This is a genomic window from Paenibacillus bouchesdurhonensis, assembly GCF_900155685.1.
Taxonomy (GTDB): domain Bacteria; phylum Bacillota; class Bacilli; order Paenibacillales; family Paenibacillaceae; genus Fontibacillus; species Fontibacillus bouchesdurhonensis.
Genome location: NZ_LT732548.1, coordinates 576982 through 596605 on the forward strand (window position 1 = coordinate 576982; position 19624 = coordinate 596605).

Consider the following 19624-nt stretch of genomic DNA (forward strand, 5'->3'; position numbering starts at 1 on the left):
CGGCGGCGCACCGTCTCTACGCTGCGCTCCGCCGCTTTGATGAGCGCGGCGTCACATACATGCTGGCCGAGTCCTGTCCTGTGGACGGACTCGGGGCCGCTGTCATGAACCGCCTGCTTAAAGCGGCGGGCCATGACGTAATAGATGTATAGGCAGTAAACCTGTATGAGGCTATTCAAGAAAGGCGGTGAGGCGGGATGATATCCATCGGACTTACCGGGTGGGGAGATCATGACGATTTATATCCGCCCGGGACGTCGTCCAAGCAGAAACTCGGGTTATATGCGCGGCATTTTCCGGTCGTCGAAGTGGACAGCTCATTTTACGCGGTGCTCGGCAGGGATACGTATTCCCGCTGGCTGGACATGACGCCGTCCTCATTTACTTTTATACTCAAAGCTTATCAGGGCATGACCGGACATGCACGGGGCAAGATTCCCTTCGAAGGGCCAGGGGTTATGTTTCAGGCTTATTTGGATTCGATCGCTCCGGTCGTCGAGTCGGGAAGATTGCGCGCGGTGATGTTCCAGTTCCCGCCCTGGTTCGATTGCAATCCGGATCATGTTCGGCAGCTGAGAGCCGTGAGGAAATGGATGGGGCGGCTTCCGCTGGCGCTGGAGTTTCGGCATCAGAGCTGGTTTGCCCCGGGTATGCGGGAGCGGACGCTCGACTTTATGCGGGAGGAAGGCTGGATTCACATCGTCTGCGACGAGCCTCAGGTCGGGCAGGGGTCGGTGCCGACGGTGCTTGAGCCGACGGATGATCGTCTGACCATCGTAAGGCTGCACGGGAGGAATGCGGCGGGCTGGACCCAGAGCGGTGCTCCAAACTGGAGGGAAATCCGCTATTTGTACCGCTACAACCGCGAGGAATTGGCGGAGTGGCGAGATAAGCTTAAAGATCTGCAGTCCAAGGGTGCGCGTGAGATCTGTATGATCTTTAACAATAACTCCGGCGGTGACGCTGCTTCGAATGCCCGGGAGATGATGGGAATTCTTGGCATGGAGCCTGCGGAGCTGCCGCCTTCTCAGCTTGATTTATTCGGCGAAGGACTAGACTGATTATTACTTGGGTGGGAACGGATCAAAACGATTTTAGGGGCTAGTCATGAAATGTCCCATGCTCGCATATGGTTGTACAAAACAACCTCGGACATGGGAGTGTGGCGTAATGGTGGCAGTATACGAGCGACTGGGAGAGTTGTTAACGATTATTTTGATGGCCGTCGCTTTAGGAATGGACGCCTTTTCCCTTGGTATCGGCATTGGCATGAGAGGTGTAAGGCGGATAGAGATGCTTCGCATCGGCGTCTTGGTGGCTTTCTTTCACTTATTAATGCCGCTGCTTGGCATTGTGGCTGGGCAATATGCAGGAGAAATACTCGGCGGCCTGGCAAAGTACGTATCCGGCAGTCTGCTCGTACTTCTTGGAGGGCATATGATGTGGAGCTCCTTCTTCGGCAGTGAGGAACAGGCAGTGGACTATCGTTCTTTTCTAGGAATACTGCTGTTCTCTTTAAGTGTGAGTGTAGATTCGTTCTCTGTAGGCGTATCCCTGGGAATGTTTCATAGCAACTTGTTGATGACGGTCATCGCCTTTGGTTTGGTTGGCGGGATCATGTCTATTCTCGGATTGCTGCTCGGCAGGGGCGTGGGTGAGCGCCTTGGCGAATACGGGGAAGCGGCAGGGGGTGCTATCCTGCTTGCGTTTGGACTAATTTTTATCTTTTGATACAATGACTCACATAGACATTCGGATATCAGGCAGGAGGTGACAAGACATGCGGATATTGTTTGTGTGCACCGGAAATACTTGCCGCAGCCCTATGGCGGAAGGGATGTTCCGCAGATTGGCGCAGGAGCGCGGGATGGTTGTGGAGGTGTCCTCGGCCGGTGTTGCGACCGTGGAAGGATTGCCGATTTCCCATCATGCCGAGGGTGTGCTGAAGGATTTGGGGATCAAGGATCAAATTACGTCAACTCCGCTTCATGCGGGGCTGATTGAATGGGCAGATCTCGTCTTGACGTTAACTCAAAGTCATAAGCGCCAAGCTATTGCGACTTTTCCGGAGAAGGCGGATAAAATATATACGCTTAAGGAATATGTGGAGGAAGATGAGACGATTCTTGCTGAACAGGCTGAGCTCAGCCAATTGATTGCGGATCTCGAATTGAGCCGCGCGCTGGGACAAGCTTTAGAAGAGGCTAAAGAGCGGCGGATTCGCGAGCTGCTGCAGCGGATGCCGCAGTATGACATTTCCGACCCGTTCGGAGGCAGCCGCAGGGAGTATGATATGGCAGCCCAGGAAATTCGCGAGGCGTTGGAGAAGCTCATTTTTAAGCTGGAGAAAGAGCGTTTTCGTTAAAAACTTAGCAAAATGCGGGTTGCAATTGTAACGCGCTTGTTTTATTCTTAAGTGGAATGGAAATGAATCCGATGTAACTGGCGACGATAGTGGATCAAACCACAATGGAGCATCGGAATATACGGCCGGTCGCCTGGGCAAAGAGCACGACGCAGATGCTGCGTCATGCTCTTTTTCGTCATTTTGGAGATCCAATGCTTGTGCAGCTTCGTTTCGACTCTATTCGCACCATCGTTTTTACCTGTAGTGAAAGAAGTTTGTCGTCCCTATCGCTCGGTTATATTAGGTATAATAAAGGCAGGCTTGTCTTTGGAGGGTGGTTACGATGATGGACAGAGGACAACAGGGTCAATCGCTTAGTGTGGAGGTGGCCGAGATCCTGGAAGAGCTGGCGACAGCAGCCTCTCTAGGCTCAGGGCATCTGGTCGTGATTGGTGCAAGCACAAGTGAGGTCGCGGGTCAGCGGATCGGGACGGCTGGGGCGGAGAACGTTGCTGAGGAGCTGTATGCCGGGTTGGCTGGTGTGCAGAGCAAGTTTGGTTTTGATATGGCATTTCAGTGCTGTGAGCATTTGAATCGGGCGCTCGTTATGGAGCGTACGGTGCTCGAGCGGCTTGGCTTAACCGAAGTTGCGGCGGTTCCAGTGCCGAAGGCCGGCGGTTCGATGGCATCTGAGGCATATCGGCGATTGAAGCAGCCGTGCTTGGCGGAGAACATTCAGGCGCATGCAGGCATCGATATCGGCGAGACTTTGATCGGGATGCATCTGCGACATGTGGCAGTTCCCTATCGTCCCGCACGCAGGTTTGTGGGGCAAGCTAGGGTGACTGCGGCGTCGACGCGACCGAAGCTGATTGGCGGAGAACGGGCGGTTTATAAGCTACCTGAGGTGCAAGATTCGCATCTTTGCGATTAATTGAGGATTCTTCACATTTTATAATTTTAGATATAGGGAGGATTTTGGATTATGGATCATTTGAAAAAACAAGACCCAGCAGTATTGGAAGCTATGAATCTGGAGCTGAAGCGCCAACAGAACAACATCGAGCTGATTGCTTCCGAAAATATTGTAAGCGAAGCGGTTATCGAGGCCATGGGTTCCGTGCTGACGAATAAATATGCGGAAGGCTACCCGGGCAAACGCTATTACGGCGGTTGCGAGCATGTGGATATTGTAGAAGATATCGCTCGTGATCGTGCGAAGGAATTGTTTGGCGCGGAGCATGTTAACGTTCAGCCTCACTCAGGGGCTCAAGCTAACATGGCGGTATATTTGGCTGCGCTAAATCCTGGCGACACCGTGCTTGGCATGAATCTTGCTCATGGCGGACACTTGACGCACGGAAGCCCGGTAAATGCTTCTGGCCTGCTCTATAACTTCGTCGCTTACGGCGTGCAGGAAGATACATTCCTTATTGATTACGATGAAGTGCGCAAAGCAGCCTTCAAGCATCGTCCTCGTCTAATCGTAGCAGGAGCCAGTGCTTACCCGCGGATTATCGATTTTGAGAAATTGGCCTCCATCGCAAATGACGTTGGCGCGCTCTTTATGGTAGATATGGCCCATATTGCGGGCCTGGTTGCTGCTGGCTTGCATCCGAATCCAGTTCCTCACGCGCATTTCGTTACAACGACGACGCATAAGACGCTCCGCGGGCCCCGCGGCGGCATGATCCTGTGCCGCAAGCCTTGGGCTGCAGCGATTGATAAGGCGGTATTCCCAGGCACACAGGGCGGACCGCTCATGCATGTCATTGCTTCAAAAGCAGTTGCCTTGGGTGAAGCGCTGCAACCTTCGTTCAAAACCCATGCGGAGAACGTTGTGAAGAATGCTAAAGTGCTGGCGGAAACGCTTGTTGCCGAAGGGCTCAACCTTGTATCCGGCGGCACGGACAACCATCTGATGTTGATTGATACGCGCAATCTGAACATTACTGGCAAAGATGCTGAACATGTGCTTGACTCCATCGGCATTACAGTGAACAAAAACGCGATTCCGTTCGATCCAACCAGCCCATTCGTTACAAGCGGCATTCGGATCGGCACTCCTGCGGCTACTTCCCGCGGCATGGATGAAGCAGCGATGAAGTCGATCGGGCAAATCATCGCCTTGGTTCTTAAGAACTCCAAGGACGAGTCTGCTTTGGATCAAGCCCGTAAACAGGTTAGAGCCTTAACGGATCAATTCCCGCTGTACCCGGAACTGAGCTACGAATAATATCTATATTAGATGTAGCTAATAATTTTTGAAGAGGGGTGTCCCAATGCCGCGAGGTTAGGGATACCCCTTTTTCTATTAACTATTCTTCAGCAAATTAAAGATTGTCCTACAGCTGGTCTTTTATGAGCTCAAGGGGTAACAGGTTAAGGTCAGGTTGATACAGTTCGTAGCAATCGGAAAAAGACAGTGATATAATAAACAAGATTTGTGCATCATTTGATGTAAAGGATTATCACCTTGAGAGAAGACTCAGCTATAAACCGGAGGGACAAATAATGGGAAAATTGGTGGTATGCGATCACCCTTTGATTCAACACAAACTAACTTTTATTCGAGACATGCAAACGAACACGAAGGATTTCCGTGAATTGGTGGATGAAGTGGCTACTTTGATGGCCTATGAAATCACGAGGGAAGTCCCGTTAGAATCCATCAAAGTACAGACTCCGGTCTGCGAGGCTGAGGCAAAGGTCATTTCTGGCCGGATGCTGGGCTTGATTCCAATTTTGCGTGCAGGTCTAGGCATGCTGGATGGCGTGCTCAAATTGCTTCCTGCGGCTAAGGTAGGCCATGTGGGGTTGTTCCGTGACCCGCAGACGCTTCAGCCCGTGGAATATTATGTGAAGCTGCCTACCGACGTGCAGGAGCGAGAGCTTATCGTGATTGACCCTATGCTGGCAACAGGCGGCTCGGCGATCGCGGCTATTGACGTGCTTAAGAAGCGCGGCTGCACGCAGATTAAGATGATGAACTTGATTGCGGCGCCTGAAGGGGTACAAGCTGTACAGGAAGCGCATCCGGACGTAGACATTTATGTCGCGGCGCTGGATGAGCGCCTGGATGAGCACGGCTATATCGTTCCTGGCCTGGGGGATGCAGGTGACCGATTGTACGGAACGAAATAATATATCGCAAATGACGATATTAATTAAGGAAAGGAAATATCATGTCAAAAATTAAAGTAATGACGATTTTTGGTGTTAGGCCAGAAGCGATTAAGATGGCTCCGCTTATTCTAGAGCTGCAGAAGCATGAAGAACATATTGAATCGGTGGTCTGTGTTACAGCTCAGCACCGCCAGATGCTGGATCAGGTTCTTGAGGTCTTTAAGATCGTTCCGGACTATGACCTGGATGTCATGAAGCCGAACCAGACTTTGAATGAAATTACGATTCGGGTTCTAGGCGGACTGGAAAGTGTTCTGCGTGAAGCAAAGCCCGATATCGTGCTTGTGCATGGCGACACGCTAACGACGTTTCTAGCCAGCTACGCGGCATTCCTGCAAGGGATTAAGATTGGACATGTTGAGGCGGGCTTGCGCACCTGGAATAAATGGTCCCCCTATCCAGAGGAGATGAACCGCCAACTGACCGGTGTTTTGGCTGACCTTCATTTTGCGCCGACGGAGTGGTCTGCTAACAATCTGCGCAAGGAGAATAAGCCGGAGTCAAGTATATATATCACAGGCAATACGATTACTGATGTGTTTCAATATACAGTACAGCCTAATTATTGTAATTCGGTGCTGGACTTTGCCGCTGGAAAGCGGCTTATTCTCATGACGGCTCACCGCAGAGAATCGCAGGGGGAGCCGCACATGAATATTTTCCGTGCAGTGAAGCGTATTGCTGACGAGTTCGAGGATGTGGCCATCATATATCCGGTTCATCCAAGTCCTCCGGTTAGAGAGCCAGCGTATGAAACGTTGGGAGGGCATCCTCGTATTAAACTTATTGACCCCCTTGATGTGGTGGATTTCCATAACATTTATCCGCATACCCATCTAATTGTGACGGATTCCGGCGGTATGCAGGAGGAGGCTCCATCATTTGGCGTGCCGGTTCTGGTGCTGCGGGATACGACGGAGCGTCCCGAGGGAGTTGAAGCAGGAACGCTTGAACTGGTCGGCACGGAAGAGGAGATGGTTTATGGACGGATCAAGGCGCTGTTGACGGAAAGTTCGCTGTATGAATCTATGAGTCGCGCGGCAAATCCTTACGGGGATGGAAAGGCGTCCGCCAGAATTGTCAATGCGATATATCACCATTTCGGCGTAAAAGATGATCGGCCAGATAATTTTCACATAAAGTTCACAAATTCAGTTGATCAATAATTGTGTTTCTGAACGAGATAGCATACAGTTATACTGTACGGTTTGAACGCCTTCGTTGACAAAAAGTAGACACATTCAGTAAAATAAGTTGGGATTGTTCAATATGAGAATTCCTGATAATAATGGTGGTCTCTGGATTGCTGCCGCTTACATTAGCGGGGCGGGCTTTTTGCTGGCTATGTATATCGTTGTCGGCTTTTTGAGTGCAAGATGGCTGATGGAGCGTTTTGACGGCCCGAACTACTGGATTGCTATTGGGGCTATTGCCGGCCTTGTGCTGGGAATCGTCAACATATTTGTACTAATCAAAAAGTTTTTGGGGGCACAGAATGGATGATTTAGGTTCCATCGTCACAGCCGTATTTCGGATTACGATTCTGCTCCTGTCCGCATTGTTGTTGGGATGGGCTGTTCTCCCGGAGTACAGGCCAATTCTCGCCGGATTGATTTTGGGATTGGTTATTGGATTGATCTATGTCCGTTTTTTATCTTTTAAAGTGCGGAAACTGGTACAACTCGTAATGAGTGAGGAGCAACGTAGATTTAGTTTTGGTTTTATTACTAGGATTTGTCTAGTTTTTATAGCAGTTATGGTTGCGGTCAAGTTTGAACAGGTGTCGTTAATAACCGTTATTATCGGGATATTTGTTCCGCAGCTATTAACAATTCCGGTGAGTATTTTTATCGGAATTCGTAATAAAGCTTGAACCACTTAAACGGGGAAAGGGGTGAATACATATAAATGCATGACGCACCGATTATTATGCTTGGAGGATTTCACCTGGATTTATCCGCCGTTATGATGCTGTTGGTAAGTATGCTTATCGTATTCGTCATATGTCGATTAGCTGTAGCGAATTTGTCGGTCGAGAATCCATCCAAGATGCAGAACTTTATGGAATGGGTTGTTGAATTCGTCCAGGGAATTGTCGGAAGCTCCATGAGCTCAGAGAAGGGAAAACCTTACGTTTCGCTAGGATTGACTTTGATTCTATTCATATTTATATCCAACCTTCTTGGTTTGCCGCTGGGGGTAATCACAGAGGCTCATCAACCTGAAACGGTCTTTGGACAGGTTATTCAAGCAACAGCGAATCTTTCCGGGGGAGAGCATGCTCACATTCTATGGTGGAAATCTCCGACCGCTGATATTGCTGTGACGGCTGGTTTGGCAGCGGTTGTCTTTGTACTCATGAACTATTTGGGAATCAAAAATAACAGAAAGCAATATTTCAAGCATTATCTTCAGCCTTTTCCGATATTTTTGCCACTGAACATCATTGAGAACTTGTCTAAACCAATAGCGCTGGCTATTCGTCTTTATGCAAATATTTTTGCGGGTGAGGTTCTAATTGCGGTTATTCTTAAAATGAGCTATCTAGGTATACCATTTATGGGATTGTGGCAAGGCTTTAGTATTTTTATCGGGGCACTTCAGGCTTACATTTTTACCATGCTGACTATGGTGTATATATCACAATATGCAGTTCCTGAAGAAGGGCATTAGTAAACTCTATGGAGGAGCCAAATTGGCTTTATCCTGCTGAGATAGATATAACTAAAATAATGTAATTAAATTTAAGGAGGATTTTATAATGGGATTGACGTATTTGGCAGCAGCTATTGCAGTAGGTGTTGGGGCGCTTGGCGCAGCTATCGGTAACGGGATGATCGTAAAGAGTACAGTTGAATCTATCGCTCGCCAACCAGAGGCGGCGAACAAGCTACAAACAACGATGTTTATCGGCGTTGGTATCGTAGAGGTTGTTCCACTGGCAGCAACAGTTATCGCATTCTTGATCATGTTCTCTTAATAATAGTTTCTAATTGGCGGGGAGGGCCTATGCCATCCGCGCCTTCGTTTTAAGAACATAATAATAACGCTCAGAAACTATTATTAACGGAAAGGAGTGACATTAATGCCGATCCTTTGGGAGAACATTGTCATTACCATGCTGGCGTTTGCGATTCTTTATTGGTTACTTAATAAGTTTGCCTTTGGCAAGCTGTTTGAAGTGATGGAGAAGCGTCGCGATTTGGTAGTTGGACAATTAGAAGAAGCAAAACAAACTAGAGAGCAAGCCAACACGTATGTCGAAGAGCAGAAAGAAGCTCTTAGCCAGGCGCGCCAGGAGGCCTATGAAATCATTGAGCAAGCGAAGCACAGCAGCAGCAAGCAAGCTCACGATTTACTGGAGCAAGCGAAGCAGGATGCTACACGTATGAAAAATGAAGCTGTCCGAGATATTGAGAACGAGAGAAATAAAGCCGTTGAATCTCTGCGCGGCGAGATTGGTGCTTTCTCCGTCAACATTGCCTCCAAGCTGATCGAGCGCGAGGTCGAGAACAATCCGGAAGAACAAGAGAAGCTTGTGAACCATTATCTTAAAGAGGTAGGTAGCAAATCATGAGCCGTGAAGCTGTTGTAGCGGGCAGATACGCCAAAGCCCTGTATGAAATTGCTGCGCAGGAAGGGCGTACACTGGAAGTTGAACAGGAAATCAGAGCTCTCGTACATGCTTTTTATGAAGATAAAGATATCCAAAAATTCATTTCTTCTCCGAAGATTTCGGAAGCAGCTAAATGGGAAGCGCTCGAGGCTGCGCTTGGAGGCAGGCTCTCCAAACCTGTCGTCTCATTGGTGAAGCTGCTTGTGGAGCGGGGAAGAACCGGAATTTTACCAGAATTGCTGAACCGTTATATCAAAATTACTGGGGACGCATTCGGACTTGCTACGGCTATCGTTTATACGACGTACCCTCTAAGTGAAGAGGAGAAATCAGCGATCGCAGACGAGTTCGGCGCGATGGTAAATAAGAAGATTCGTGTTCTGAACGAGATTGATAAAGATCTGCTCGGCGGAATGAAAGTCAGAATCGGCGATACGCTGTACGATGGAAGTTTGGCCGGGAAGCTTGAACGGCTTGAAAAGTCTTTTCGAAGACAAGCACTGTAGATAGGGGTGAAAAACTTGAGTATCAGACCTGAAGAAATCAGTACGCTGATTAAACGTCAGATCGAACAATATAAATCGGAAATTGAAGTGGCCGAAGTCGGCACCGTTATTCAAGTTGGTGACGGTATCGCACGCGTCCACGGGCTTGAGAACGCCATGGCAAACGAACTACTCGAGTTTGAAAACGGCGTTTTTGGTCTTGCGCTGAACCTGGAAGAGAGCAACGTTGGGGTTGTTATTCTGGGGCCATACAGCGATATTCGTGAAGGTAATCAAGTCAAACGCACAGGGCAAATTATGCAGGTTCCCGTCGGGGATGCTTTGCTTGGCCGCGTCGTTAATCCACTTGGGCAGCCGGTTGACGGTAAAGGGCCTGTTGAAACAACAGAATTCCGTCCTGTAGAGAATAATGCGCCAGGCGTTATCGAGCGTAAATCGGTTCATGAGCCGATGCAAACCGGGATTAAAGCGATCGACTCCATGGTTCCAATCGGCCGTGGTCAACGCGAGCTGATCATCGGTGACCGTCAAACAGGTAAAACTGCAATTGCTATTGATACCATTATCAACCAGAAGGGCAATGGCGTGAAATGCGTATACGTCGCTATTGGACAAAAGCAGTCTACCGTAGTTAACGTAGTTGAGACGCTTCGTCGCCATGGAGCTCTTGATTATACAATCGTAGTTACAGCATCTGCTTCGGAGCCGTCACCGCTTCTTTATATTGCACCATATGCTGGTGTAGCTATGGCCGAGTACTTTATGTACAAAGGCGAGCACGTGCTTATCATTTATGATGACTTGTCCAAGCAGGCAGCTGCTTATCGTGAGCTGTCCCTTTTGCTCCGTCGTCCGCCGGGCCGTGAGGCATTCCCGGGTGACGTCTTCTACTTGCATTCCCGTCTGTTGGAGCGTGCAGCGAAGCTGAGCGATGAGATGGGTGGCGGCTCCATTACCGCCCTGCCATTTATTGAGACCCAAGCCTCTGACGTATCGGCTTATATTCCAACGAACGTTATTTCGATTACGGATGGACAGATCTTCCTGGAGTCCGATTTGTTCTACTCGGGTCAGCGCCCGGCGATTAACGTTGGTATCTCGGTATCCCGTGTAGGGGGATCCGCTCAAATCAAAGCGATGAAGAAGGTAGCTGGTACGCTGCGTCTTGATTTGGCTCAGTACCGTGAGCTTCAGGCCTTCTCTCAGTTCGGTTCCGACCTCGATAAGTCGACGCAAGCTCGTCTGACACGCGGTTCCCGGATGATGGAAATCCTGAAACAGGGCGTAAACCAGCCGCTTGCTGTTGAGAAGCAGGTTATCAGCTTGTATACAGCAGTTAAAGGTTACCTCGATGATATTCCACTTGGCGATGTGCGCCGTTTTGAAGCTGAGTTCCTCTCCTTCGTGGACAGCCAGCATGAAGAAGTGCTGCAATCGATTCGCGATACGAAGGATTTGACGGCTGACAACGAGGCAAAGCTTAAAGAGGTTATTGAGAAGTTTAAAAGAGGCTTTGCTGCTACGAAATAATGAGCTTCATGAATCGGTTTGAGCCCGGGGCTTGATATCGTTCATGATCACGTATACGAAAACTCATTTTTGGCTGTGCCAAAGCTTGAATGCATACTGGGAGTAGTGCTTTGGAACTGGTTCGAGTTTAAAGGATGCTTTCAATTTAGCTTTGGCCGCGAGCCAAGGTTTGAGCATATGCTATGCGGTATAGTTTGGATTAACCCTGAACTAACTTGAGTTTTATGCAATGCTTTGGCTTCCAGCTAAAGATTATGGTTATGCATACGATGCCAGTTTTGGCTCAGCCAAAACTAAGCGAATGCTTTCGAAGTAACTTTGGCTCTAAGCCAAAGTTTGAAGGTGGTGAAATCATGGCAAAAGGGATTCGCGAGATAAAACGCCAGATCAAGAGTATTCAGAATACCCGTCAGATTACGAAGGCGATGGAAATGGTCGCTTCGGCCAAGCTTAGAAGAGCGCAGGAGAAAGCACAATCTGCTCGCCCATATGTTGAGAAGCTGAAAGAAGTTGTGACCAGCATCGCTGCTGGAACTGAAGGGATTACCCATCCGATGCTCGTTACTCGTCCGGTGAAGCGGACGGCGTATATTGTCATCACAGCGGACGGCGGGCTTGTTGGTGGATATAACACGAACATTCTTCGTAAGGTTATGGATGTCCTTAAAGAGAAGCACACATCTGAATCGGAATATGGCTTATTCGTTGTTGGACGTAAGGGCCGGGATTACTTTAATCGCCGGGAGCTTCCTGTAGTGAAGGATGTCATCGAATTATCAGATTCTCCAAAGTTCGCCGATATTAAGTCCTTGGCTTATGCGGCTGTACAAAGCTTTGAAGAAGGGGAATTCGATGAGGTATATATTTGCTACAACAAATTCATTAATGCGATGACCCAACTGCCCACGGTAGACCGTCTGCTCCCCTTCGACAGTGTCGAAACGAGCGACTCGGCAGAGGAATACGAGTATGAACCTTCTCCTGAAGCCGTACTGGAAGTCTTGCTTCCCAAGTATGCAGAGACCCTCATTTTTGGCGCTCTTCTGGAAGGGAAGGCGAGTGAGCTTGGCGCGAAGATGACGGCGATGGGCAGCGCTACGAAAAATGCATCGAACATGATCGGTGAGCTTACCCTGACGTATAACCGTGCTCGTCAAGCGGCAATTACCCAGGAAATTACGGAAATTGTGGCAGGTGCAAGCGCTCAGAGCTAGCATTTTTGTTTCAATGATAGTTTGCGGATATGCACGAAGGAAAGAGTACTGTATAGCTTCGAACTAGCTTTCAAAAGGGTTGTTTTTGAACGAGCAAAGAAGCTTTGTTCCGTAAACTAAGCGTATGCCTTCGAAGTGTCTTTGCTGCGTAGCATAACTTACCGATGAAGCATAGCTCTGCAGAACTGAGTCTCTGCTCTCGAAGTAGTTGTGCTATGTGGTAATTAACGAAGAAGCATAGCTCCGCAAAACTGAGTCTCTGAAAACTGAGTCTCTGCTTTCGAAGTAGTTTTGCTATGTGGCAATTAACGAAGAAGTATAGCTCCGCAAAACTTTAAGGAGGGAAACAACAATAATGAACAAAGGACGCGTTGTTAGCGTAATGGGTCCGGTTGTTGACGTTGAATTCGGACGCGGACAACTCCCGGAAATATTCAACGCTATTAAAATTGTGAAACAGGACGCGCAAGAAGAAGGCTATGACCTGATTCTGGAAGCATCCAATCACTTGGGCGACAACCTTGTCCGCTGTATTGCTATGTCCTCGACCGATGGTCTTGTGCGCGGCGCGGAAGCAGTGGATTTGGGCGCTCCAATTTCTGTCCCAGTAGGCGAGGCAACTCTTAGCCGCGTATTTAACGTGCTTGGAGAAACGATTGACAATAAAGGCGCGGTAGCAACGGATGCAAGAAATCCAATTCACCGCGATCCTCCTAAGTTTGAGGAATTATCGACACAATCTGAAATTTTGGAGACAGGAATCAAGGTTATCGACCTGCTCGCTCCTTATGCCAAAGGTGGTAAAATTGGCCTTTTCGGTGGTGCGGGTGTAGGTAAGACGGTTACGATTCAGGAGCTTATCAATAACATCGCGCAAGAGCATGGTGGTATTTCCGTATTCGCTGGCGTAGGTGAGCGGACACGTGAAGGTAATGACCTGTACCATGAGATGACCGACTCGGGCGTTATTAATAAAACGGCTATGGTGTTCGGTCAAATGAACGAACCGCCAGGCGCTCGTCTTCGTGTAGCCTTGACTGGGTTGACGATGGCCGAGTATTTCCGTGATCAAGAAGGACGTGACGTTCTCCTCTTTATCGATAATATTTTCCGCTTTACTCAAGCGGGTTCCGAAGTATCGGCCCTTCTGGGACGTATGCCTTCAGCGGTAGGTTACCAACCGACCCTGGCTACAGAAATGGGTCAACTTCAGGAGCGTATTACATCGACGAAGAAGGGTTCTGTTACTTCCATTCAAGCGATTTATGTCCCTGCGGATGACTATACGGATCCGGCGCCAGCGACGACGTTTGCTCACTTGGATGCAACGACAAACCTGGAGCGTAAAATTTCCGAGATGGGTATTTTCCCTGCGGTAGATCCACTTGCTTCCAGTTCCCGGATTCTTACTCCTGAAATTGTTGGAGAAGAGCACTACAATGTTGCTCAAGGCGTTAAACAATTGCTGGCTCGTTATAAGGAGCTGCAGGATATTATCGCGATTCTTGGTATGGATGAGTTGTCTGAGGATGACAAACTGATCGTATCCCGCGCCCGGAAGATCGAACGCTTCCTGTCGCAGCCATTCCACGTTGCGGAGCAGTTTACTGGTATTGCAGGCAAGTACGTTCCGATTGCAGAAACTGTTCGCAGCTTTAAGGAAATTTTAGAAGGCAAGCATGATTCACTTCCTGAAGCAGCATTCCTTTTTGTCGGTACGATAGAAGAAGCTGTGGAAAAAGCGAAAACATTGTAATATGCACCGTTAAGGCGGATGCTTCAGAAATGAACTGTCCCACGAACAGGAGGGATGACTAGTGAGCACCTTTTTATTGGAAATTGTTACACCGGAACATGTGGTGTTCTCCGAGCAGGTGGATAGCCTGACCGTCCGCGGAGTCGAGGGCGAGCTTGGTATTTTGCCGCATCACATTCCACTTGTAACACCGCTTCAGGTTGCTCCAATTGTGGCCAGATCCGGTGGAAATTCGACTACAATTGCGGTACATGGCGGCTTTGTTGAAGTTCAGAAGGACAAGGTTATCGTTCTTGCAGAGAGTGCCGAGCTTCCGGAGGAAATCGATGTTGATCGTGCGGTGGCTGCACGCGAGCGGGCGGAGCGCCGATTGTCTGTAGGTAAAAATCAGGATCGAGTTGATCATCGTCGTGCCGAATTGGCCCTGAGAAGGGCAATTACGCGGATTAATGTTTCCGGTAATACAAAGATCAAGAAGCATCATTAATAGTAGCGATAAAGGAAAACCGAACACTTTGTGTTCGGTTTTTGTTATTAGGGCAATGAAACATAATGCTCTCATTTCGCGTTAACCGCTTTGTTGCTATCAGCTCGCAAAGGACCGCTCATCCCAAAAGTTCGCTAGCCGCTTTTATAACTTACTTGCTCAATCACTCGATTCATCAATCGCGAGCTCTGTGGAGAGTTCATTAAAAGTAGGTATAAATTAAGAAATACTTGTAAAATGTAATAATTAATAGTGGAAAGACCCTGTTTCTTAAGCCCCTTTTATTACCGTCTTAAGATGCAATCTGTTTTAGGACATTTGGCTACTTGTGAATGTTTTTAATCAAAGGGAGTCCGCGATATTACGTACTTTAAGCAGCAGTTCAGGATCGATCGGATGAAGCAGATTGTTCTCCAGCCTTACTCCAGAGCCCATATGAAAATCTTTTACAGAAGTTCTGCGCAAGAACGATTCCAATGCCCGATGATGAAGTCCTCCGCCAGGCATGATGGAAATTCCATAGGGTTGACTCAACCGCACCAATTCGGATATAGTATCCACGGCTGCAGTATCCAGCGCTGATGGTTGGCCGCCTGAGGTAAGAATATGCGTGATTTGAGGGTAGCGGCTTAAAGTATCCAGTGCCTCCACAAAATTGGATGCTTCATCGAACGCTCGATGAAACGTTACAGGAATACCATCTGCTGCATCAAGCAAACGAGCTAGAGTATCCTGGTCTACTGCGCCGGTTGGGGTTAAAGCACCCAAAACAAACCCTGAGACACCTAGGTGGCGAAAGTTAGCAATATCCTGTAACATAGTAGCTATGTCCTCTTCGTCGTAGAAAAAATGGCGACTATGAGGACGAATCATAACTCTGATATCCAGCTGAAGCCGCTCCAAGATTTTCTGCACAAGACCATAGCTGGGTGTTAATCCACCTTCATGGGGGGCAGTAATAATCTCCAAACGATCTGCTCCGGAGCTGGCAGCCAGTATCGCATCACCTAGGGTATGGGCTATAACTTCAACTTGCATTGAGATGCTCCTTTCTGCTTTTTTAGGTAACTCCATTATAGCGTAATTGCGAATGGGGCATGGATTAATAAGCTTTTTAAAAATTTTTCAAATGGAAGCCTTCACAATAGAAAGAAATGCTGGATTATTGTCACTCAGCCAAGTATGATATATAAGGTCTATAAATTTTTTACATTATGCTTGCCGATATATATTTATAGTGTATTAACCCTTATTGGGGCGGTTGCATAAGTATAGAACGAGGCGGGGGGAAGCGAATATGAATCCGATGGATTCAGTGTCGACATCAGTTGGCATGAATGGTCTAACGGCCATTTTAGTATCGCTGGCTTGTATTGTCCTGTCCTGGTGGGCGCTGCAAAATCTCAAGCTTGATTTATTCATCAAGCATCCAAAGGGGCCGCAAGGCAAATTGCTTCAATTGCTTCTGGCGATCGTGCTGGGACGATTTGTCGCTGCCTTCATATTGGAGTACTTGGGATATACGCAGATGCTCCGGTATATGTTTTAATTCCTAAGTCTTTGGTTATAAGTGTGTTAGACTATTTAGAGGCTAATAAGAATTTAACGGAAATTTTGGGGGTCTTAGAACCTTAATGCGTAATATTGCGCAGAGGGAAGTTTGTCGAATAACATCAAAACATTGTGTCAACAATGGTGAATAAGGATTAAGGCATGGGGATCTAGTAATAGCTTTCAAATAAGACGGAATTCTCCATGATTCGTGTTATTTCTACACGTTTAGAGCCTTGTGCGCCTCAAGCTACCGATGATATGATGAAATTTAGGGAATAAGCGGGGATACCTTTGTTTTGCATCGAAAATAAGGGTGAAAATGAACGCGCGGAGGGAAACAAGATGAGCAAATTTATCGTCCGCGGTGGCAATATTTTGTCCGGGAACGTTAAAGTTAGCGGAGCTAAAAATTCAGTGCTGCCGATCATCGCAGCATCTTTATTAGGGGAGGAAGGCGTAAGCGTAATTCGTGATGCCCCGCCGCTAGATGATGTGATGACCATTAATAAAGTATTGGAATCGTTAGGAGCGACCGTTACATATGACCGTGAGGTAATTACGGTCAATGCGCAGAAGATCGCGAATTGTGAAGCCCCGTACGAATGGGTACGGAAAATGCGGGCATCATTCCTTGTTATGGGGCCTTTGCTGACCCGTACGGGCTATACGCGAATTTCCCTTCCTGGAGGCTGTGCGATCGGTACAAGACCGATTGATCAGCATTTGAAAGGTTTCGAAGCGATGGGGGCTGAAATTAACCTGGGACAGGGCTTCATCGAAGCAAAGTCCAACGGGCGTCTTCGCGGAGCCAAGATATACTTGGATGTAGCCAGCGTAGGTGCAACGGAGAATATTATGATGGCGGCGACACTAGCTGAAGGCACGACGATCATCGAGAACGCGGCGAAGGAGCCTGAAATTGTTGACCTCGCGAATTATTTGAACGGAATGGGTGCTGTTGTCCGCGGTGCCGGCACAGGCGTCATCCGTATCGAAGGTGTCGAAAAACTGCGGGGTGTAGAGCATACGGTAATTCCTGATCGTATTGAAGCAGGCACGTTTATGATTGCTGCTGCTACGACGGGAGGAAACGTCTTTGTAGAAGGAGCGATTGCCGATCATCTGGGCCCTGTAATTGCCAAGCTTGAGGAAATGGGCACACAGGTTGAAGTACAGGAGAACGGCGTGCGGGTGATTGCTGACAAACCCCTAAAGGCAGTAGACGTTAAGACTCTGCCGTATCCCGGGTTCCCTACTGACATGCAATCTCAAATGATGGCGCTGCTGCTTGTATCCGAGGGTACCAGTGTCGTAACGGAGACTGTATTTGAGAATCGATTCATGCATGTGGAGCAATTTGCATTGATGAACGCGGAGATCAAGGTAGAGGGACGCAGTTCCATTATTACAGGCGGTGCTAAGCTTAGTGGGGCAAAAGTGTGTGCAACGGATTTACGTGCCGGTGCAGCATTGATTATTGCCGGGCTCGTAGCCGATGGTACGACAGAAGTGAGCGGCACGCATCACATTGATCGCGGTTACGTTAATTTGGCTGAGAAGCTATCCGGCCTCGGGGCTGATATTTGGCGTGTAACTGTAGATGAGAAAGAATCCGCTGCCCAAACTGAACGGGTTCCTGTTAAAATGCAGGAGGATCTGCCAGTACTCAAAGTACAGCCGACCTGGGCTTAATTGCGAAATAATTATATCACCTAATGCAAATGTAATCTGAAAGACCGTGTGTGAACATGGTCTTTTTTTAAATTGAAGCATTGATGGATTGAGCAAGTGAGTATGGGTGGCCGACTTAATTGCAGCGCGGGCGTTGTGAGCAAGAGGCGCAACAACATCGCGCCAAGGTGTTGGGTGCAAAGACTAAATTGCAGCGTGGGCTTGTTGAGCAAAATGGAGTACGGTTGATCGACCATTTGTCAGCAGGGAAAGTTGGCAAATGAAGCTTGTTTTTCGAAACGCCGTGAGGCGTTTTTTTAAAGCATTTTGAAGCTTATAGAATATTTGAGTTTTCGGTGGAATTGGCCCATTTTCTAATCGCAAGAAAAAACTAACGCTAAATGCGATCTGCTTACCTTTTAACTCCTCATCTTCTTATCTCCTGGTCTCCTGATCTATATTCTCTGTATCTTCGTGTATTTCACTGAACGTTCTAGCATCTGCTCTGCTTTGTATACTGAACGCTATACAATCTCATTTGCACGCCCTCTAATCCATCATTATATTGTTTCTGTTTCTGCCCATAAAAAACTGCACAAGTCGATGAAGATGCGGAAGAGAAGGATACTCCCTAATTAACTAACTGTATTCGTTGCATTTAGATTCAAGCAATTTATCGTTGAATATGAAATTAGATGATTTGTGCAGCTAGAACGAGGAGAAAGGCGCAAAGTTGTGGAAAAGCGGGTTTTCAGATGTATGAAACGCATTTATTTTGCGAAATTTTCGATTTGGACTGAAAGTAGCTGCATGAAATACAGTTACATCTAATAAGACAAGCCGAATCGTACCCAATCAAACTATTTATGTCTTACCAGATAGTCCTCCCTATGCTAAACGGAGCCATTGAGCTGCGTTTTATTTTGTTTTGATTATATGTATATAAGATGGAAGTGTTTCTCACGGCAATTCCGGCTATTCTGGTAATTCCGGCAACTCTGGTAATTCTGGAGATTTCCATTTCGCTACTGCTTCGCCCCATGTAGTCAACATATCAAAACACTTCGTTTTTAATATGATTTGAGTGCTCTAACTTTCCATTCAGGTTCTAGCAGAGACTGGGGAGTCATATCTATAAGTATAGCGAACAAAAAGTATAACGAATTCAAACGCTAGGATCGCATGGCTCTTTTGGTGGCAAGAAAGGCGTGTGATTGCAGCATGAATCGGGATGGAGGTAGCTTGCTTTGGGTATGAAAACGAAAGAAAGCCCCTTAGTCATTAATCTAGCTGCTCGTAAAAATAAAAGAGAACAGAGCTGTGCCACAATCGTTAGCAGCTTAGACCGCAGCAGGTTAAAGTGCGTGGCTGGGCAACAAAAAGGAGAAAGAGAGGCGCGGGAAGTTTTAGTATCGCGTTATTCTGGCTTGAACGATAAGGGACAGCAGCTTCAGGAGGCGGGATCGTTAAAAATGTCGTCGTCGCTCCCATTGCCGTTACCGGGGTCTAAGCTTGGGCTGGGGCTGTCTTCGGGAACCAAGGCGGCAGAGGCTATTTCGGGTGAGGAAGCAGATCGGGAGCGATATATATCAAATGAAATGAAGGATACTATAGAGCTATATGATGCTGAGAATCGGCCGACGAGCCAGCGCGAGTTATTCTCGGGTGGCGAGCCATCAATGGCGCGGGCGCGATTGCAGCTTTCGGAACGCCCGCCGTCCGCGCCGCCGGGCGAACGCACGCAACGCGTGCCCGTG

Annotated in this window: 22 protein-coding genes and 1 riboswitch; of the genes, 21 read left to right on the top strand and 1 reads right to left on the bottom strand. The window is 47.9% G+C overall.

What is annotated here, in order from left to right:
- The 18 genes from CZ379_RS06935 to CZ379_RS07020 form a co-directional block, all read left to right on the top strand.
- The coding region (locus CZ379_RS06935) for a Sua5 family C-terminal domain-containing protein (protein WP_324616511.1) at window positions 1–152 on the top strand (152 nt) is incomplete at its 5' end.
- A gap of 45 nt (window positions 153–197) precedes the next feature.
- Window positions 198–1061, top strand: a complete 864-nt coding sequence (locus tag CZ379_RS06940; protein WP_110930992.1) for a DUF72 domain-containing protein — start codon at window positions 198–200, stop codon at window positions 1059–1061.
- Window positions 1062–1170: 109 nt separating this feature from the next.
- Window positions 1171–1731, top strand: coding sequence for a manganese efflux pump MntP (locus tag CZ379_RS06945; RefSeq protein WP_110930993.1), 561 nt, complete (start codon window positions 1171–1173; stop codon window positions 1729–1731).
- Between the two features lie 49 nt (window positions 1732–1780).
- The gene (locus CZ379_RS06950; protein WP_110930994.1) at window positions 1781–2365 is read left to right on the top strand and encodes a low molecular weight protein arginine phosphatase; all 585 of its coding nucleotides are present in this window, start codon (window positions 1781–1783) and stop codon (window positions 2363–2365) included.
- Between the two features lie 63 nt (window positions 2366–2428).
- A riboswitch (ZMP/ZTP riboswitch) is annotated at window positions 2429–2511 on the top strand.
- Window positions 2512–2693: 182 nt separating this feature from the next.
- Window positions 2694–3281, top strand: a complete 588-nt coding sequence (locus tag CZ379_RS06955) for a TIGR01440 family protein (RefSeq protein ID WP_110934269.1) — start codon at window positions 2694–2696, stop codon at window positions 3279–3281.
- A gap of 51 nt (window positions 3282–3332) precedes the next feature.
- A complete protein-coding gene (locus CZ379_RS06960; protein ID WP_199925506.1) occupies window positions 3333–4583 on the top strand; it encodes a serine hydroxymethyltransferase in 1251 nt (416 codons plus the stop codon).
- 278 nt (window positions 4584–4861) lie between these two features.
- Window positions 4862–5491, top strand: coding sequence for a uracil phosphoribosyltransferase (upp, locus tag CZ379_RS06965; RefSeq protein WP_110930996.1), 630 nt, complete (start codon window positions 4862–4864; stop codon window positions 5489–5491).
- Between the two features lie 41 nt (window positions 5492–5532).
- Window positions 5533–6699, top strand: coding sequence for a non-hydrolyzing UDP-N-acetylglucosamine 2-epimerase (gene wecB / locus CZ379_RS06970; protein ID WP_110930997.1), 1167 nt, complete (start codon window positions 5533–5535; stop codon window positions 6697–6699).
- A 103-nt stretch (window positions 6700–6802) separates the two neighbouring features.
- Window positions 6803–7036, top strand: a complete 234-nt coding sequence (locus CZ379_RS06975; RefSeq protein ID WP_110930998.1) for an AtpZ/AtpI family protein — start codon at window positions 6803–6805, stop codon at window positions 7034–7036.
- Entirely contained in the window at window positions 7029–7406 is a 378-nt protein-coding gene (locus tag CZ379_RS06980) for an ATP synthase subunit I (RefSeq protein ID WP_110930999.1), read from the top strand. The genes CZ379_RS06975 and CZ379_RS06980 overlap by 8 nt, the downstream gene beginning before the upstream one ends.
- Before the next feature lie 35 nt (window positions 7407–7441).
- Window positions 7442–8206 (top strand): F0F1 ATP synthase subunit A, encoded by a 765-nt coding sequence (atpB, locus tag CZ379_RS06985; RefSeq protein ID WP_110931000.1) that lies wholly within the window; start codon window positions 7442–7444, stop codon window positions 8204–8206.
- 94 nt (window positions 8207–8300) lie between these two features.
- On the top strand, window positions 8301–8513 hold the full coding sequence (gene atpE / locus CZ379_RS06990) for a F0F1 ATP synthase subunit C (protein ID WP_407668699.1): 213 nt from the start codon (window positions 8301–8303) through the stop codon (window positions 8511–8513).
- Between the two features lie 105 nt (window positions 8514–8618).
- Complete coding sequence (atpF, locus tag CZ379_RS06995) at window positions 8619–9110, top strand: F0F1 ATP synthase subunit B (protein ID WP_110931002.1); 492 nt, start codon at window positions 8619–8621, stop codon at window positions 9108–9110.
- Window positions 9107–9655, top strand: coding sequence for a F0F1 ATP synthase subunit delta (locus CZ379_RS07000; protein ID WP_110931003.1), 549 nt, complete (start codon window positions 9107–9109; stop codon window positions 9653–9655). The genes atpF and CZ379_RS07000 overlap by 4 nt, the downstream gene beginning before the upstream one ends.
- Before the next feature lie 15 nt (window positions 9656–9670).
- Complete coding sequence (atpA, locus tag CZ379_RS07005) at window positions 9671–11185, top strand: F0F1 ATP synthase subunit alpha (protein ID WP_110931004.1); 1515 nt, start codon at window positions 9671–9673, stop codon at window positions 11183–11185.
- Between the two features lie 353 nt (window positions 11186–11538).
- The gene (gene atpG, locus CZ379_RS07010) at window positions 11539–12399 is read left to right on the top strand and encodes an ATP synthase F1 subunit gamma (protein ID WP_110931005.1); all 861 of its coding nucleotides are present in this window, start codon (window positions 11539–11541) and stop codon (window positions 12397–12399) included.
- A 355-nt stretch (window positions 12400–12754) separates the two neighbouring features.
- Window positions 12755–14155: a F0F1 ATP synthase subunit beta gene (atpD, locus tag CZ379_RS07015; protein ID WP_110931006.1), complete on the top strand. Its 1401-nt coding sequence runs from the start codon at window positions 12755–12757 to the stop codon at window positions 14153–14155.
- Window positions 14156–14216: 61 nt separating this feature from the next.
- Window positions 14217–14642 (top strand): F0F1 ATP synthase subunit epsilon, encoded by a 426-nt coding sequence (locus tag CZ379_RS07020; RefSeq protein ID WP_110931007.1) that lies wholly within the window; start codon window positions 14217–14219, stop codon window positions 14640–14642.
- Window positions 14643–14984: 342 nt separating this feature from the next.
- Here the strand turns inward: CZ379_RS07020 and CZ379_RS07025 are convergent, their stop codons facing one another.
- Window positions 14985–15680, bottom strand: a complete 696-nt coding sequence (locus CZ379_RS07025) for a copper homeostasis protein CutC (protein ID WP_110931008.1) — start codon at window positions 15678–15680, stop codon at window positions 14985–14987.
- A gap of 259 nt (window positions 15681–15939) precedes the next feature.
- On the opposite strand from CZ379_RS07025, the gene CZ379_RS07030 reads away from it, so the two are divergent.
- The 3 genes from CZ379_RS07030 to CZ379_RS07040 form a co-directional block, all read left to right on the top strand.
- On the top strand, window positions 15940–16191 hold the full coding sequence (locus tag CZ379_RS07030) for a DUF1146 family protein (protein WP_110931009.1): 252 nt from the start codon (window positions 15940–15942) through the stop codon (window positions 16189–16191).
- A gap of 347 nt (window positions 16192–16538) precedes the next feature.
- Window positions 16539–17888, top strand: coding sequence for a UDP-N-acetylglucosamine 1-carboxyvinyltransferase (gene murA / locus CZ379_RS07035; protein WP_110931010.1), 1350 nt, complete (start codon window positions 16539–16541; stop codon window positions 17886–17888).
- Between the two features lie 1226 nt (window positions 17889–19114).
- The coding region (locus CZ379_RS07040; protein ID WP_234404848.1) for a hypothetical protein at window positions 19115–19624 on the top strand (510 nt) is incomplete at its 3' end.